13 protein-coding genes are annotated in these 16,933 nt (G+C 67.0%); all 13 read left to right on the forward strand.

Features of this window, described 5'->3' with window-relative positions; translation table 11 throughout:
- Window positions 1-94 precede the first annotated feature (94 nt).
- Window positions 95-1,126, forward strand: a complete 1,032-nt coding sequence (rsmH, locus tag CH249_RS13210; protein WP_032394389.1) for a 16S rRNA (cytosine(1402)-N(4))-methyltransferase RsmH — start codon at window positions 95-97, stop codon at window positions 1,124-1,126.
- Window positions 1,123-1,950, forward strand: a complete 828-nt coding sequence (locus CH249_RS13215; RefSeq protein ID WP_256980525.1) for a hypothetical protein — start codon at window positions 1,123-1,125, stop codon at window positions 1,948-1,950. Before rsmH ends, CH249_RS13215 begins: the two co-directional genes overlap by 4 nt.
- A complete protein-coding gene (locus tag CH249_RS13220; RefSeq protein WP_045194901.1) occupies window positions 1,947-3,803 on the forward strand; it encodes a penicillin-binding protein 2 in 1,857 nt (618 codons plus the stop codon). The genes CH249_RS13215 and CH249_RS13220 overlap by 4 nt, the downstream gene beginning before the upstream one ends.
- A gap of 158 nt (window positions 3,804-3,961) precedes the next feature.
- Entirely contained in the window at window positions 3,962-5,563 is a 1,602-nt protein-coding gene (locus CH249_RS13225; RefSeq protein ID WP_094647702.1) for a UDP-N-acetylmuramoyl-L-alanyl-D-glutamate--2,6-diaminopimelate ligase, read from the forward strand.
- A complete protein-coding gene (gene murF, locus CH249_RS13230) occupies window positions 5,560-7,068 on the forward strand; it encodes a UDP-N-acetylmuramoyl-tripeptide--D-alanyl-D-alanine ligase (protein WP_094682298.1) in 1,509 nt (502 codons plus the stop codon). Before CH249_RS13225 ends, murF begins: the two co-directional genes overlap by 4 nt.
- On the forward strand, window positions 7,065-8,150 hold the full coding sequence (gene mraY / locus CH249_RS13235; protein WP_032394385.1) for a phospho-N-acetylmuramoyl-pentapeptide-transferase: 1,086 nt from the start codon (window positions 7,065-7,067) through the stop codon (window positions 8,148-8,150). Before murF ends, mraY begins: the two co-directional genes overlap by 4 nt.
- Before the next feature lie 3 nt (window positions 8,151-8,153).
- Window positions 8,154-9,626 (forward strand): UDP-N-acetylmuramoyl-L-alanine--D-glutamate ligase, encoded by a 1,473-nt coding sequence (murD, locus tag CH249_RS13240; RefSeq protein WP_094682299.1) that lies wholly within the window; start codon window positions 8,154-8,156, stop codon window positions 9,624-9,626.
- Window positions 9,623-11,209: a putative lipid II flippase FtsW gene (ftsW, locus tag CH249_RS13245; RefSeq protein WP_094682300.1), complete on the forward strand. Its 1,587-nt coding sequence runs from the start codon at window positions 9,623-9,625 to the stop codon at window positions 11,207-11,209. Before murD ends, ftsW begins: the two co-directional genes overlap by 4 nt.
- Window positions 11,206-12,348, forward strand: a complete 1,143-nt coding sequence (gene murG, locus CH249_RS13250; protein WP_217901423.1) for an undecaprenyldiphospho-muramoylpentapeptide beta-N-acetylglucosaminyltransferase — start codon at window positions 11,206-11,208, stop codon at window positions 12,346-12,348. Before ftsW ends, murG begins: the two co-directional genes overlap by 4 nt.
- A gap of 63 nt (window positions 12,349-12,411) precedes the next feature.
- Window positions 12,412-13,917, forward strand: coding sequence for a UDP-N-acetylmuramate--L-alanine ligase (murC, locus tag CH249_RS13255; RefSeq protein WP_045194912.1), 1,506 nt, complete (start codon window positions 12,412-12,414; stop codon window positions 13,915-13,917).
- The gene (locus CH249_RS13260) at window positions 13,914-14,708 is read left to right on the forward strand and encodes a cell division protein FtsQ/DivIB (protein ID WP_094682301.1); all 795 of its coding nucleotides are present in this window, start codon (window positions 13,914-13,916) and stop codon (window positions 14,706-14,708) included. The genes murC and CH249_RS13260 overlap by 4 nt, the downstream gene beginning before the upstream one ends.
- Before the next feature lie 171 nt (window positions 14,709-14,879).
- Window positions 14,880-16,154 carry a cell division protein FtsZ gene (gene ftsZ, locus CH249_RS13265; protein WP_045194914.1) on the forward strand — a complete coding sequence of 425 codons (1,275 nt, stop codon included), beginning with the start codon at window positions 14,880-14,882 and terminating at the stop codon, window positions 16,152-16,154.
- Window positions 16,151-16,918 carry a peptidoglycan editing factor PgeF gene (pgeF, locus tag CH249_RS13270; protein WP_032394381.1) on the forward strand — a complete coding sequence of 256 codons (768 nt, stop codon included), beginning with the start codon at window positions 16,151-16,153 and terminating at the stop codon, window positions 16,916-16,918. Before ftsZ ends, pgeF begins: the two co-directional genes overlap by 4 nt.
- The last annotated feature ends 15 nt before the right edge of the window (window positions 16,919-16,933 follow it).

Below are 16,933 nucleotides of genomic sequence, written 5' to 3' on the forward strand. Positions count from 1 at the left end.
GACAGGGACCTCGAAGCATTCGTATCGGCCTCGGTGGGCGACCTGCACGGCCCGGACCCGGGCGAGAAGTACGTACGCGCGACCGGGAGGAACCATGACGGAGGGCACCGGGCCGGACGAGAGCGACTCGTCCGCCGACCGAACCCATCGTCGATCCTCGGGCCCGGTCCACGTTCCGGTTCGTCTCGAGCGAGCCGACGAATTGCTCGGACCCGCGCTCGAATCCACCGGCGATACCCGAGTCATGATCGACGCGACTCTCGGACTCGGCGGTCACTCCGAGCACTTCTTGCGGACCTATCCGCACCTGCACCTGATCGGGCTCGACCGGGATCCCGATGCGCTCGAGTTGGCCGGAGCCCGGTTGGCTCCGTTCGCCGATCGAATCACGTTGGTGCACACGACCTACGACGGCATCGCCGAAGCGCTCGACGAGGCCGGCCTGCCTGCGGTCGGCTCCGTTCACGCCATCCTGTTCGATCTCGGTGTGTCGTCCATGCAGTTGGACGAATCCGATCGCGGATTCGCCTACTCGGTCGACGCCCCATTGGACATGCGAATGAATCCGACCGTGGGTATCACCGCCGCAGACGTCCTCAACACGTACTCGCACGGCGAGATCGCACGGGTCCTGAGCACCTACGGCGAGGAGCGGTTCGCCGGAAAGATCGCCTCCGCCGTTCTGCGTCACCGAGAGCACACGCCCTTCACCACGAGCGGGCCGTTGGTCGAATTGCTCTATGCCGCAATTCCGGCCGCAACGCGGCGCACCGGAGGGCACCCTGCCAAGCGCACCTTCCAGGCCCTGCGTATCGAGGTCAACGGTGAACTGGAGTCGTTGAAGGCGGCGGTACCTGCCGGGCTCGACGCGTTGGCTGTCGGAGGCCGGGTGGTCTTCATGTCGTATCAGTCGCTCGAAGACCGAGTTGTCAAGCAGGAGTTGGCACCTCGGATCAAGTCCCGCAGTCCGGAAGGGCTGCCGGTCGAGCTTCCCGGAATGGGTCCGGAGTTTCGGCTCCTGACCAGAGGTGCCGAGCGTGCATCGGATGCAGAAATCGAGACAAACCCACGTTCGGCTCCGGTGAGATTGCGCGCCGCCGAACGGATTGCAAGGAGAGCGGAATGACGGTTCCAGTCACAACCATTGGACCACAACGCAATCGGGTTCCGGCATCGCCCCGCAACGCCGTACGGCAGGCTCCACTCTCGCGGCCCGAACGTACGGGTAAGGGTGGTGGACGGTCCGGTGCTGCACTGCGGGCATACGAGCGCAGGCAGCAGCGGGCGTCGATCCACACCTCGGATTCTGCGCGTGGTTCCGTAGCCGGTGCCCGGGCTTCGCTGAACGGAAGCGCCATCGCGGCGCGAATTCCGTTCGTCGCCTTGATCATCGGCCTGCTCGCCATCGGTCTCGGTCTGACGTTGCTGCTGACCACTCGGTCTGCGGGAGACTCCTACGATCTCAGCGCCGCCAAGGCCGTCAACGCCGAACTGGCTCAGCAGCGGGCCTCGTTGCAGCGTGATGTGGAGTTGGCGGAGTCGGCTCCGGAGTTGGCGCGCAAGGCCGCCGAACTCGGAATGGTCCCGGTCAAGAACTCCGCCCATCTGATCGTCGCGCCGGACGGCGGCGTCCAGGTCGTCGGTACCCCGGCTCCGGCCGACGGTGCACCGGTGGCACCGCTCGATCCGGTGTCGCCCGCGTCCGCAGGCGAGGGAACCGTCACGAATCCGAGCACGCAGTCGCCGCAGCAGCAGACGCCGAGAAGCGCGTCGCAGCCGAATCGAACGTCGGGCACGATCGACACCCGCGCCGCCACGCCGAATGCGAGCAATGGAGCTGGAAACACCGCGCTTGCTGAACAATTGGTTCCCATGAGCATCCCCTCGCTCGAAACACCTGCGGTCGAAGCCCCCGAGCCCACCGGCGAAGCATCGGGTGACGGGCAGTGACCAGGCCCTCGCCTGCTCCACGCCGTCGACCACCGAGCCGAAAGCGTCTCGACTCGTCCACCTTTCGGTTTCGTCACGGCACCGGCCGCGTTCTGATGTATCTGGCGCTGGCCGTTGCGGCGGCACAGTTGCTGTGGATTCAGGGATTCGATGCGCCGAGGTTGTCGGCCGAGTCGGCGTCGCAACGCACCACCACTCTCGTCGATCCGGCGCTACGGGGATCCATCCTGGACCGCAACGGCAATCCGATCGCCTTCACGATGGAAGCCAAAGCGTTGACGTTCCAACCGGTTCGGGTTCGCAAGGAACTCGACGAGGCCCGGGCGAAGGACCCGACCGAGCCGGAGACCGAGCAGTACCTCGAGGACATAGCCGCCCGTATCCATGGCGACCTCGGTGATGTGATCAGCGAGAAGGATCTGCTCGCGAAGCTGAAGAGCAACGACGAATTCACCTACCTCGCACGCGGAGTGGACGCCACCGTGGCGTCGAAGATCAGCAAGGATTTCAAGCAGGTCGGACTAGAGCGTCAGGACATCCGTGAGTACCCGGGCGGATCGCTGGCCGGGAACATCGTCGGTGCCACCGGTTGGGACGGACACGGTCTGCTGGGTCTAGAGGATGCGCTCGACGCGACCCTGGCCGGGACCGACGGTTCGCAGACCTACGACCGCGGATCCGACGGTGCCGTCATCCCCGGAAGCTGGCGGGACAAGCAGCCTGCCGTCAACGGTTCGACCGTCGAACTGACCATCGACGCAGATCTGCAGTACTACGTGCAGCAGCAGGTGCAGTTGGCCAAGGACCTGTCGGGAGCGAAGAACGCCTCGGCGTACGTGCAGGATTCGCACACCGGCGAGGTGCTCGCCATGTCCAACGACAACACCTTCAATCCCGGCATCGGAGTCGGCAACAACGAGCGCACCAAGGAAATGGGCAACCTGCCCGTCACCACGCCGTTCGAGCCCGGTTCGGTGAACAAGATCATCACCGCGGCCGCGGCCATCGAGTACGGACTCACCACGCCCGACGAGGTGCTGCAGGTGCCGGGCAGCATTTTCATGTCCGGTGTGTCGGTCAAGGATGCGTGGGACCACGGTGTCGCGCCGTACACGACGACCGGCGTTTTCGGTAAGTCCTCCAACGTCGGCACGCTGATGCTTGCCCAACGCGTCGGCGAGGACCGCTACGCGGACATGTTGACCAGGTTCGGCCTGGGCCAGCGCAGCGACGTCGGGCTACCGGGCGAGAGCGCGGGCAACGTTCCGAGCCGTGACCAGTGGTCGGGCGGCACGTTCGCCAACCTCCCCATCGGCCAGGGACTGTCGATGACGCTGCTGCAGATGACGGGGATGTACCAGGCCATCGCCAACGACGGAGTACGCATCCCGCCGAGGATCGTCGAGGCGACGGTGGACGCGAACGGTCAGCGGACAGAGACCCAGCAGCCCGACGGTGTGTACGTGGTCAGCCCCGATACGGCGAAGACCGTCCGCAACATGTTCCGATCCGTCACCCAGGACGACACCGGAAACCAGCGCGGTACCGGAGTTGCCGCGGGCGTCGAGGGATACCAGATCAGTGGCAAGACGGGTACGGCTCAGCAGGTCGATCCCGAGTGCAAGTGCTACTCGAACTCGAACTACTGGATCACATTCGCCGGCATCGCGCCCGCGGACGATCCCCGCTACGTGATCGGAATCATGCTCGACGCCCCGACCCGCAGCGCCGACGGTTCCGGTGGCCAGTCGGCAGCACCGCTGTTCCACAACATCGCCAGCTGGATGCTGCAGCGGGACAGCGTGCCGATGTCCGCCGACCCCGGACCCAAGCTGGTTCTGCAGGCGGACTGAGATCCCAACCCGCCGGTCCGCGAGTCGGGGCGGCGACATCATGATCCCGGACGCCGGTAATCTGACACATCGGCTCGGGCGTGTTCGTTCGGCTGCCGCTGCGGCGTGATCGAGCCGTGGCAGGCGCGCGGCCGGCAGTAGAGAGGAAGGGAGCAGGAGTGACTGTGTCATCGGATTCACAACCGGCTCCGGGTTCACGTCCGGCGCATCCACCGCACACCGAAGTCCGGGAGGTGGCGTCTGCGGTCGGTGCAACGATCGACGAGGGCGACCCCGCCGGTGTGAGCGTGACCGGTATCGATCTGCGCGCACAGTCCGTTGTTCCCGGCGATCTCTTCGCGGCACTGCCCGGATCGTCGCGACACGGTGCCGAGTTCGTCGCAGACGCGGTCGAGCGTGGTGCGGTGGCGGTGTTCACCGACCCGGCCGGACTCGAGATCGTGCGGGGCGCTCTGGCAGGTACCGATCGACAGGTTCCGGTGCTCGTGCACGACCGTCCGCGCCAGGTGTTGGGGACGGTCTCCGCTCTGGTGTACGGCAACCCGTCGTCGAAGATGACCGTCATCGGTATCACCGGTACGTCGGGGAAGACGACGACGTCCTATCTGCTCGAAGCAGGCCTGACCGCAGCCGGTCGTCGGTGCGGTCTGATCGGCACCATCGAGACACGTGTGCTGGGCCGGCACGTGCCGAGCGCGCTCACCACGCCCGAGGCTCCGCAGCTGCATGCCCTGTTCGCGGTGATGGTCGAGGAGGGCGTCGACACGGTGGTGATGGAGGTGTCCTCGCACGCGTTGTCCCTGGGCCGGGTCGACGGCACTAGCTTCGCGATCGGTGCGTTCACCAATCTTTCGCAGGATCACCTCGATTTTCACGATTCTCTCGAGGACTACTTCGCGGCCAAGAGTCGCCTGTTCGCGGCCGACTCGGCGGTTCGTGCCGAGACCGCCGTCGTCTGTGTCGACGACGCGTGGGGCGTGCGGATGGCAGACATCGCTCGATCGGCCGGGTCGACCGTGGTGACCGCGTCGACAGGTGCCGATTCACAGTGGACGGTCTCGAACTGGGCCAAGCACGACGACGGAACGCAGTCGTTCACCGTCGCCGATCCGCAGGGTGCGTCGCTGCCGGTCTCGGTCCGGTTGCCGGGGCGCTACAACGTCGCGAACACCGTCCTGGCGTTGGCGACCTGCGCAGTGGCCGGGGCCGATGTGCGCAGCGCCGTGACCGGGGTCGCGACGGTCGACGTGCCGGGTCGCGTGCAGCGGATCGATCGCGGGCAGAACTTCCTGGCAGTGGTCGACTACGCACACAAACCTGCGGCCGTCGAGGCCGTGCTGGCAACGTTGCGCGAATCCTCGCGTGGACGGATCGCGGTTGTTCTCGGAGCAGGCGGCGACCGCGATACCGCGAAGCGTCCCCTGATGGGTGCCGCCGGAGCGCGCGGTGCAGAGCTGTTGGTGGTGACCGACGACAACCCGCGCAGCGAGGATCCGGCCTCCATCAGGGCGGCCGTCGAGGACGGCGCGCTGTCGGTGCCGGACGAGGCCCGCGGCGAAGTACGGAATGTGGCAGGCCGCGCAGCGGCGATCGAACAGGCCGTGGCGTGGGCACGCGAAGGGGATGTTGTGTTGATCGCAGGTAAAGGGCACGAAACCGGCCAAGAAGTAGCGGGCGTGAAGTATCCGTTCGACGACCGAGTCGTACTCGCCTCGGCCATCGATGCGCGCCGGGTCGGCACGAGCGCGGGCGTACGGTGATCCCGCTCTCGATCGACCGAATCGCCGAGATCGTCGGAGGCACGGTGCACGACGTGCCGGATCCGACGGTCGTGGTGTCGGGACCGGTGGAGTTCGACTCCCGCAAGGTCACTCCCGGCAGTATCTTCCTCGCCCTTCCCGGAGCGAAGGTGGACGGTCACGACCATGCCGCCGACGCGGTTGCCGCGGGTGCGGCACTGGTGCTGGCTGCGCGTCCGGTGGGCGTACCGGCCGTGGTCGTGCGTCCCGTTCCGCACGACAGTCGCGCGATGGCACTCGAGAACGACCCGGACGGCTCCGGTGCGGCAGTGTTGACCGCTCTCGGCGCTCTGGCCCGCGCATCGGTGCGCGAGTTGACGGCCGAGCACGGCCTGACCGTCGTCGGCGTGACGGGATCCTCGGGGAAGACCTCGACCAAGGATCTGATCTCTGCCGTACTCGAACCCCTCGGTTCGGTGGTGGCACCGCCCGGATCGTTCAACAACGAACTGGGACATCCCTGGACGGCGCTGCGAGCCGATGCCGAGACCGACTTTCTCTGTCTGGAGTTGTCCGCCCGAGGAATCGGCCACATCGCCGAACTGGCCACGCTCGCACCGCCCCGGATCGGGGTGGTCCTGAACGTCGGAACCGCGCACCTGGGCGAGTTCGGGTCGCGCGCGGCCATCGCACTGGCGAAGGGCGAACTGGTCGAGGCTCTGCCGAGTGCTGCCGACGGGGGAGTGGCGATCCTGAACATCGACGATCGGCTCGTCGCCGAAATGGCAACTCGCACAACGGCATCCGTCGTCACAGTGGGGCGCAACGCGGAGGCGGACATCAGAGCACTCGACGTGCAGGTCGATACCGACGCCAGAGCGTCGTTCACGCTCGACTGCGCAGCGGGTTCGGTACCGATCACCCTGGCGGTGCACGGCGAGCATCAGGTCGGCAACGCTCTCGCAGCCGCCGCTGTCGCACTCGAGTGCGGCGCGACGCTGACGCAGGTCGCCGAGGCGCTCGGGGCTGCCGCACCGACGTCGATCAGGCGAATGGACGTCCGCACCCGCGCCGACGGCGTCACCGTCGTCAACGATTCGTACAACGCCAACCCCGATTCGATGCGCGCGGCACTCAAAGCACTGGTGTCGATGTCGCGTCGCGACGACGGACCCAAACGCCGCAGCTGGGCGGTGCTGGGGGAGATGGGCGAACTGGGTTCGGACTCGGTGGTCGAGCACGACGCGATCGGCCGCCTCGCCGTCCGGCTCGACGTCGATCGCCTGATCATCGTCGATTCCGGCCGTCCTACTCGCGCATTGCACCAGGGTGCGGTCATGGAGGGTTCGTGGGGCGAGGAATCGATGTTGGTGCCCGACCGTGAAACGGCGATCGACGTGCTGCACGAGGAGGTGCGTCCCGGCGACATCGTGCTGGTGAAGGCCTCGCAGTCCGGGGCGATGTGGACAGTCGCGGACGCCCTGCTGGCCGACGCGCCGAGCACCACTGTGGAGGGTGAGCAGTGAGGCAGATCCTGTTCGCCGGAGGTATCGCACTCGCGGTCGCGATCCTGCTGACCCCGGTGCTGATCAAGACCTTCTCGAAACAGGGCTTCGGCCAGGAGATTCGAGTGGAGGGCCCGGCGAGTCACCAGTCCAAGCGGGGCACACCGACAATGGGCGGCGTCGCAATTCTGGTCGGCATCTGGGCCGGCTACTGGGGCTCGCACCTGATCGGCATCGGCTACGACGCGGACGGTCCGTCGGCGTCGGCCCTGCTCGTTCTCGGCCTGACCACAGTGCTCGGTCTGGTCGGCTTTCTCGACGACTTCATCAAGATCCGCAAACAGCGCAACCTGGGCCTGAACGCCACCGGCAAGTACGTCGGTCAGATAACGGCGGCCGTGCTGTTCGCGATTCTGGTGTTGCAGTTCCGGAGCGAGAGCGGGCTCACTCCCGGCAGCACTCAACTGTCGTACGTGCGCGACATCGCCACCTGGTCGATGTCCGCGGTGGTCTTCGTGTTCTTCGTCTGCCTGCTCGTGATCGCGTGGTCGAACTCGGTCAACCTCACCGACGGACTCGACGGCCTCGCCGCCGGATCGATGACGTTGGTACTCGGTGCCTACACCGTCATCACGTTCTGGCAGTACCGTCAGGCGTGCGCAGGACCCGCCGGGCCTGCCCCCGGCTGTTACGACGTTCGAGATCCCCTCGACCTGGCACTGGTCTGCGCCTCGGCCGCCGGTGCCTGCATCGGCTTCCTGTGGTGGAACGCCGCGCCGGCCAAGATCTTCATGGGCGACACCGGATCCCTTGCCCTCGGCGGTCTGATCGCAGGCCTGTCGGTGGTGACCAAGACGGAGCTGATCATGGTGGTCATCGGTGCACTGTTCGTCGCCGAGGCCGCATCGGTCGTCATCCAGGTCGCGGTGTTCCGATCCAGTCGCCGACGAGTGTTCCGCATGGCACCGTTCCACCATCACTTCGAGTTGGCCGGATGGGCCGAGACGACGGTGATCATCCGATTCTGGTTGTTGGCCGCCATCGCGTCGGCCGTCGGACTCGCTCTGTTCTACAGCGAGTATCTCGCTGCTGTCGGCGGATAGGGCATGGACGAATCTGTGCCCGACTCCCGGACCGATCTGACCTGGTTGCGCGGCAGTTCGGTGCTGGTGACCGGAGCCCGCATCTCGGGACTCGCCGTCGTGCGACCACTGCTCGATCTCGGTGCCGTCGTCACGGTCACCGACTCGAATCGCGCCGCGCTGGACGAGGCGTCGAACTCCGGTGCTGCGGTGGTGCTGCAGGACGACCTGCTCGCCGATCCCGCGGCGCTCGCGGCGTTCTCGCTCGTCGTCACCAGTCCGGGGTTTCGACCCGACTCTCCGGTGTTGGCAGCGGCCGCGAAGCTGGGCATTCCGGTATGGGGCGATGTCGAGCTGTCCTGGCACGTGGACCGGGCCGAGCTGTACGGACCCCGAACTCGGTGGCTGGTGGTGACCGGCACCAACGGAAAGACGACCACCACCTCGATGCTGGCCTCGATACTCGACGCCGCAGGCATCGAGTCGGTTGCCTGCGGCAACATCGGACTCCCCATCGCCGACGCGTTGCGCGGTTCCCCGCATCCGAGTGTGCTCGCGGTGGAGTTGTCGTCGTTCCAGCTGTTCTGGGCTCCCTCGGTGCGTCCGGCTGCGGGGGTGGTGCTCAACATCGCCGAGGATCATCTGGATTGGCACGGCGGTATGGACGGTTACGTTCAGGCCAAGGCTCGTGCGTTGAACGGCGACGTCGCGGTGGTCGGTCTGGACGACTCCCGGGCGGCGGGGCTGTCGGCCGGGTCTGCCGCGTCGACCGTCGTCGGTTTCCGGTTGGGTGAGCCGGCCTCGGGTGAGCTGGGTGTGCGTGACGGGGTGCTCGTCGACAACGCGTTCGGTGAGAACGTCGATCTTCTCGCTGCGGACGACGTGGAGCCGAGCGGTCCGTCGGGTGTCCTCGATGCGCTCGCGGCAGGCGCGCTCGCACGGTCGATCGGGGTTGAGGCAGGCGCTGTTCGGCTGGGGCTGCAGACCTATCGGGTGGGACCGCATCGTGCAGCGGTGGTGCGCGAGCTGGGTGGGGTGACGTTCATCGACGATTCGAAGGCGACGAACCCGCATGCCGCTCGCTCCTCCATCTCGGCGCACGATCGCGTCGTGTGGATCGCGGGTGGGCTGTTGAAGGGAGCGGTGATCGACGATCTGGTGATCGAGATCGCCGATCGGCTGGTGGCTGCGGTCGTTCTCGGACGCGATGGGATGCAGATCGCAGAGGCTTTGGCGCGACACGCGCCCGATGTTCCGGTCGTCAGGCTCCCTTCGGGAGACGATGCTGGTGTGACTCATGGTGCTGAAGATGCTGATGCGGTAATGCGGGCGGTCGTGGCCCACGCGGCCGAACTCGCTGCTCCGGGGGACACGGTCCTGCTGGCCCCGGCTGCCGCGTCACTGGACATGTTCGCCGACTACGGCCACCGCGGCCGTAGCTTCGCCGAGTCGGTCCAGCTCCTCGAAGCCACCGACATCGGATCGCCGCGATCGTGACCGCCGCAGGCCAACCGCCTCGTCCGGCTCGACGCGCCGCCGCTCCTCGTACCCGAATCGGCCTGTGGTTCGGCAGGCCGCTCGCGTCCTTCCACCTCATCGTCACGATCGCAGTGCTGCTCACGGTGCTGGGCCTGGTCATGGTCCTGTCGGCGTCGTCCGCCGAATCCTTCGCAGCAGACGAGTCCGGGTACGCCCTGTTCACCCAGCAGCTGATCGGTGTCGCGCTGGGAGTCGTCGCGTTCTACGTCGCTCTCCGGCTGCCGGTTCGGTACCTCAGAAAGCTGTCGTTTCCACTGTTCCTGGTCTCGATCACCATGCTGATGCTGGTGCTCATTCCCGGTATCGGTGCCGAACGCCAGGGTGCACGCCGTTGGTTCGACTTCGGCGTCGTGTCCTTCCAGCCGTCCGAGCTCGCCAAGGTGGCACTTGTTCTGTGGGGTGCCCACCTGTTGGCCTCGCGCCGCAGCGAACACGGCAACATCAAGTCACTGTTGGTGCCGTTGCTGCCCGCCGGACTGCTGATGTGTCTGCTCGTCGTGCTGCAGCCGAACCTCAGTACCGCCATCGCCCTCGGCATCATCCTGGTGGCTCTGCTGTGGTTCGCAGGCCTCAACGCTCGGCTGTTCGGTGCGGTGCTGATGACCGGTCTGGCGCTGGCAACCGTGCTCGCGTTCACCGCCGGTTACCGCTCCAATCGCGTCAAGGCATGGCTGAATCCGGGTGAGGACACCCAGGGCCTGTCGTATCAGTCCACCCAGGCGAAATACTCGCTGGCCGACGGCGGACTGTTCGGTCGCGGGCTCGGACAGAGCCGCGCGAAGTGGAGTTACCTCCCCAACGCGCACAACGACTTCATTTTCGCCATCATCGGCGAGGAACTCGGGATGATCGGCTGCCTGGCGGTCATCGGTTTGTTCGGCCTCTTCGTCTACACCGGCCTGCGCATCGCCATGCGTTCGGTGGATCCGTTCCTGCGTCTGCTGACCGCAGGTGCCACGTGCTGGGTGTTCGGTCAGGCCATGATCAACATCGGCTACGTCGTCGGGCTGCTTCCTGTGACCGGCCTGCAGCTGCCGCTGGTGTCCTACGGTGGTACCTCGACCGCGATCACGCTGCTGATGTTCGGCATCATCGCGAGCGCCGCCCGACACGAACCGGAGGCGATCGCAGCCCTGCACGCGGGGCAGGAGGGCCGTATCGCGCGAGCTCTGAAGCTGCCGCTGCCCGCCGTGTTCTCGCCCAAGCGAGCCGCGATGGCGCGGTCGAAGTCCACCCGCCCCACGCTGGCGGCGCAGGATCGCAAGCGCATCGAGGCCCGTAAGGGCCAGGGCAAGGACGGGCGTGCAGCGAGAGCAGCCGAGCCCGGACGTGCTCGCACGCGGGTCTCCAGTTCGCGGACCGACACGATGTCGCCCAGATCGACCGCATATCGGGGCGAGTCACCCCGCGGCAAACCCCGTCGGAGCGAGCCCGTCCGGCGAGAACCCGCCGCGGGATCGCGATCGGCATACCGTCCGCGGCCGGAACCACAACCCGGCCGCCCGCCTGTCCGCTCGGGTGAGCGAGGATATCGACGGTGAACCAGACATCTCGACCGATTTCCGTCGTGGTCGCCGGGGGCGGAACGGCCGGGCACATCGAGCCCGCGCTCGCTGTGGCCGACGCCTTGCGTGTCCTCGACCCCACCGTCACCGTCACCGCTCTCGGTAGCAGCCGTGGTCTGGAGACGACTCTCGTCCCGGCTCGCGGGTACGCACTCGAACTCATCCCGCCCGTTCCGCTGCCCCGCAAACCCACCGTCGACCTGCTCAAGTTGCCGCTTCGCGTCGTGCGATCGGTGCGACGCACCCGCGAGATCTTCGCGGCCGTCGAGGCGGACGTGCTCGTCGGATTCGGCGGCTACGTCGCGTTGCCGGCCTATCTCGCGGCCCGTGGTCGATTGTTCGGCCGTGGCGGCCGAATACCTGTGGTCATCCACGAGGCGAACGCGCGAGCGGGCATCGCCAACAAGGTCGGTGCCCGGTCGGCCGAGCGGGTGCTCGCCGCGGTCGCGGGTTCGGGGATCGCCGCGCGCGGTGCTGCCGACGCCGATGTGATCGGAATTCCCGTGCGTCCCACCATCACCGGCCTCGATCGGGCTGCCGTCCGCGCGGAGGCTCGCGCTCACTTCGGCCTGCCCGACAGCGGTCCGGTGCTGTTGGTGTTCGGCGGCTCGCAGGGGGCCCGATCGCTCAACGACGCGGTGTCCGGAGCCTCGGCGGCCCTCGCCGCAGCCGGCATTTCGGTTCTGCATGCTCACGGTCCGAAGAACTCGCTCGACGTCGAGCAACGTGATCCGGACGCGCCGTACGTCGCGGTGCCGTACATCGACCGGATGGATCTGGCGTATGCGGCTGCGGACCTGGCGATCTGCCGGTCCGGTGCCATGACGGTCGCCGAGGTGTCCGCGACCGGTCTGCCTGCCGTCTACGTACCCCTACCGCACGGCAACGGCGAGCAGGAACTCAACGCCCGTCCTGTGGTCGACGCCGGAGGTGGCATCCTGGTATCCGATGCGACACTGACCGAGCAGTACGTGAGCGAGACGGTGGTCTCGCTGCTGGCCGACACCGAACGAATTGCCACCATGTCACGTGCCGCCGCCGGTGCCGGGCACAAGGGCGCAGCGGCTGCCGTCGCGCAGATCGTGCTCGATACCGCGCACGCGGCGCGGCGCTGAGCCCGGCGGCGGCGAGCATGAGAAGAGAACGAGGGAGACGTCCGCGTGACAACTGAGGGTGCGATGTCGAATCTGCCGACAGAGCTCGAACGAGTACACATGGTGGGCATCGGTGGTGCCGGAATGTCCGGCATCGCGCGGATCCTGCTGGCGCGCGGGGGACAGGTGTCGGGTTCGGATGCCAAGGAATCGCGCGGCGTGCTCGCGCTGCGCGCACGCGGTGCCCAGGTCCGCATCGGTCACGACGCCGGTGCCCTGGACATGATCGAGGGCGGACCCACCGTGGTGGTGACGACCCACGCCGCGATTCCCAAGACCAATCCCGAACTCGTCGAAGCGCGTGAACGCGGAATCCCGGTGGTGTTGCGGCCGGCCGTGCTGTCCTCGCTCATGCAGGGATACCGCACGTTGTTGGTCTCGGGAACGCACGGAAAGACGTCGACGACCTCGATGCTGGTGGTCGCGCTCCAGCACTGCGGGTTCGATCCGTCGTTCGCCGTCGGGGGAGAGCTGAACGAGGCCGGCACCAACGCCCACCACGGCAGCGGCGACGTGTTCGTGGCCGAGGCGGACGAGAGCGACGGCTCGCTGCTGCAGTACAGCGCCGACGTCATCATCGTGACCAACATCGAGGCCGATCATCTGGACCACTTCGGCACCACCGAGGCCTACGTTCAGGTGTTCGACGACTTCGCTGCGCTCCTGGGTCCCGGCGGTGTACTCGTGGCGTGCATGGACGACCCGGGTTCGGCGGCGCTCGCTCGACGTGTGGTCGAGCGCGACCTTCCGGGCGTGAAGGTGTTGGGTTACGGGTCCTCGGATGTCGACGCCGGTCCCGTCGAGATGGCCGTTCGACTGCTGGCATGGGAGCCCGAGGACATCGGCGGCGTCGCGCAGTTGCAGATCGCAGGCGAGGACGCGGCCCGCACCGTACGGCTCGGCGTCCCCGGGCGGCACACCGCACTCAACGCGCTGGCGGCGTTCGTCGCGGCGCGTCAGGTCGGTGCCGGAGTCGAGGAACTGCTGGCCGGACTCACCGGTTTCGGCGGCGTGCATCGGCGCTTCCAGTTCACCGGACGTGAGCACGGCGTGCGCGTGTTCGACGATTACGCGCACCACCCCACCGAGGTGCGTGCGGTGTTGACGGCCGCGCAGGCTCTCGTTGCAGGCCAGGACCGTTCGGGTCACGAGCAGGGACGGGTGGTGGTGGTGTTCCAGCCGCATCTGTACTCGCGGACCGCGACGTTCGCCGAGGAATTCGGTGCCGCGCTGTCCCTGGCCGACGAGATCGTCGTGCTCGACGTCTACGGCGCACGTGAGGAACCGTTGCCGGGGGTGACGGGGGCACTGGTTGCCGCTTCGGTGACCAAGCCGGTGAACTATCAGCCGGATCTGTCGTTGGTGGCCAAGCAGGTCGCCCATCTGAGTCTGCCCGGCGATGTCGTCATCACGATGGGCGCGGGTGACGTGACCATGCTCGGCGGACCGATTCTCGATGCGCTTCGCTCGAAGACCGATTTCGGTGCTGCGACCGGCCGCGGGGTACCGAAGGATCGGCCGTCGACGTGAGTCGTCGCTCCGATCGAGTCCGTTCTTCGAGGTCGGGAACAGCTGCAGGAGAAGGTGATTCGTCGGCCGCGGTCACCGACAAGCAGGCACGAGCGCTGGCGCGCGAGCAGGAGCGCGAACGGGTGAAGCGGTCGCGGCGCAAGGCCTTGGCCATCGTCCTGGCACTGGTGGTCGTCGTGGTGGGATCGGCTGCGCTGGTGTACTTCACACCGCTGTTGTCCGTACGCACCATTGCGGTCGCGGGAGCATCGTCGGTGTCCGAGCAGGAGATCCTCGATCGGCTCGACGTACCCGTCGGCCTTCCGCTGGTTCGGGTGGACACGGCGGCTGCGGCGCAACGGGTGGCCACGATTCCGGCGCTGGCCACGGTCCGTGTGCAACGGAAGTATCCGTCCACTGTGCAGGTGACGGTGGAGGAGCGGGTTCCGGTGGCGTTCTTCGATTCTCCGGACGGCACCCATCTCCTCGATTCGACCGGGGTCGATTTCGCGATCGCGCCGCCACCGCCCGGGGTGGTGCGTCTGGTGACCGACAACCCGGTGTTCGGTGATCCGGTGACGAAAGATGCACTGGCTGTTCTCGATACGTTGCCACCGCTGCTGCGCGATCAGACAGGAGAGCTGCGGGCGAGCACGTTGTCCGACATCTCCATCCTGCTGCTCGACGGGCGCACCGTGGTGTGGGGCAGCAAGGACGACTCCGAACGCAAGGCCGCGGTGGCCATCGCCCTGCTGTCCCAGCCCGGCCAGATCTTCGACGTGTCGAGTCCGGATCTGCCCACCACCAAATAGTTTCGACGCGTCGACGGGATTTTCTCGCGCGGCGTCGGCGCGCCTAATGGCGATAGTCGTCGGCGATGAATAGCGTTTCGACCAGTTCAGTACTTGACATAACTCTAAGCCTGTGGTTTAGGTTGAGGGTTTTCCACATTTCACGCAACAATCCACGGAAGGCGAGAGCCCATGACGCCCCCGCACAACTACCTCGCCGTAATCAAGGTCGTCGGCATCGGCGGCGGCGGCGTGAACGCGGTCAACCGCATGATCGAACAGGGACTCAAGGGAGTCGAGTTCATCGCGGTCAACACCGACGCTCAGGCCTTGCTGATGAGTGACGCAGACGTCAAGCTCGACGTCGGTCGCGAACTGACCCGCGGACTCGGCGCTGGTGCCGATCCCGAGGTGGGCCGCCGCGCAGCGGACGACCACAAGGACGAGATCGAAGAGGTGCTCAAGGGTGCCGACATGGTGTTCGTCACCGCAGGCGAGGGCGGCGGAACCGGTACCGGTGGCGCTCCCGTCGTCGCCAACATCGCTCGTAAGCTCGGTGCGCTGACCGTCGGTGTCGTCACCCGGCCGTTCTCCTTCGAGGGCAAGCGGCGCGGTGGCCAGGCCGACACGGGCATCCAGCAGCTCCGTGAGTCCTGCGACACGCTCATCGTCATCCCCAACGATCGACTGCTCCAGCTCGGCGACGCCGCAGTCAGCCTCATGGACGCGTTCCGCAGCGCCGACGAGGTACTGCTCAACGGCGTCCAGGGCATCACCGACCTGATCACCACTCCCGGTCTGATCAACGTCGACTTCGCGGACGTCAAGGGCGTGATGTCCGGTGCAGGCAGTGCATTGATGGGCATCGGATCCTCACGCGGCGAGGGTCGAGCCATCAAGGCGGCCGAATCGGCGATCAACTCGCCGCTGCTCGAAGCCTCGATGGAAGGCGCTCGCGGAGTGCTGCTCTCGATCGCCGGTGGATCCGACCTGGGTCTGTTCGAGATCAACGAGGCTGCGTCGCTGGTGCAGGAAGCCGCGCACATCGACGCCAACATCATCTTCGGCACCGTGATCGACGACTCGCTCGGTGACGAGGTCCGCGTGACCGTCATCGCCGCAGGCTTCGACGGCGGAACCCCGACGCGGCGTCCGGTGGAAGCGGCCGCCTCCACACGCGGTCCGATCGGATCGGCTCGCTCGGGCGAGGTGTCGTCGCGGTCGAGCGACAGTTCGGACGGTGCGGTGTTCCGCGACCCGGTCGGCGCTCCGAGCGGTAGCAGTCTGCCGCCACTGAACTCGTCGAGTTCGTCCAATCGTGAATCGTCGAGCCGCGAATCCGCAGCCGGTTACGGCCGTGACTCGGCCGGCCAGGGCCGCGAGTCCGTCGGTTCCGGCCGTCGCGTGCCCATCGCCGAGGACGAGGGCGAAGACGACGTCGATGTGCCGTCCTTCATGCGGCGGTGAGTGACACCTCATCCCCAGGTCCGTTTCGGGTCCGACGCGTCTCGACGACGCGAGCGGGTGGCGTCTCGGCACCTCCGTTCGACACGTTCAACCTCGGTGACCACGTCGGTGACGACCCCGCTGCGGTGGAGGCCAACCGTCGACGCCTCGGCGATCGGCTGGGCATGGGACTCGAACGGCTCGTCTTCATGGAGCAGGTCCACGGACGCACCGTCACGGTGGTCGACGGTCCGGTGACCGAGCCGCTACCGATGACCGATGCGTTGGTGACGACGCACCGCGATCTCGGTTTGGTGGTGTTGACTGCCGACTGCGTGCCGGTGCTGCTCTCCGACGAGGAGGCCGGAGTGATCGCCGCCGTGCATGCCGGACGGGTCGGAGCCCGCATCGGCATCGTTCCGCGCGTGTTGGCCGCCATGGTCGAGCTCGGTGCGGTCCCGGCGCGGATCGGCGCGTTTCTGGGTCCGGCCGCGAGCGGTCGCCAGTACGAGGTGCCCGCGTCCATGCGAGCGGACGTCGACAAGCACCTGCCCGGCAGCGCGACGACAACCGTCCGCCACACGCCCGGGCTCGACATTCCCGCCGGTATCCGGGCTCAACTGCTCGCCGCGGGCGTGTCCGCGGTGGCCCAGGATCCGCGCTGCACCATCGAGGACCGGACGTTGTTCAGTCACCGGCGCGAAGGATCGACCGGCCGAATTGCCAGCGTCGTCTGGATGGACAGCACATCCCCAGGTGATCGGCCCGAATCGGCCGATCGGTGAACGGGCAGGGAAGGT

It is taken from the genome of Rhodococcus sp. 05-2255-3B1 (genome assembly GCF_002258545.1).
Classification (GTDB): domain Bacteria; phylum Actinomycetota; class Actinomycetes; order Mycobacteriales; family Mycobacteriaceae; genus Rhodococcoides.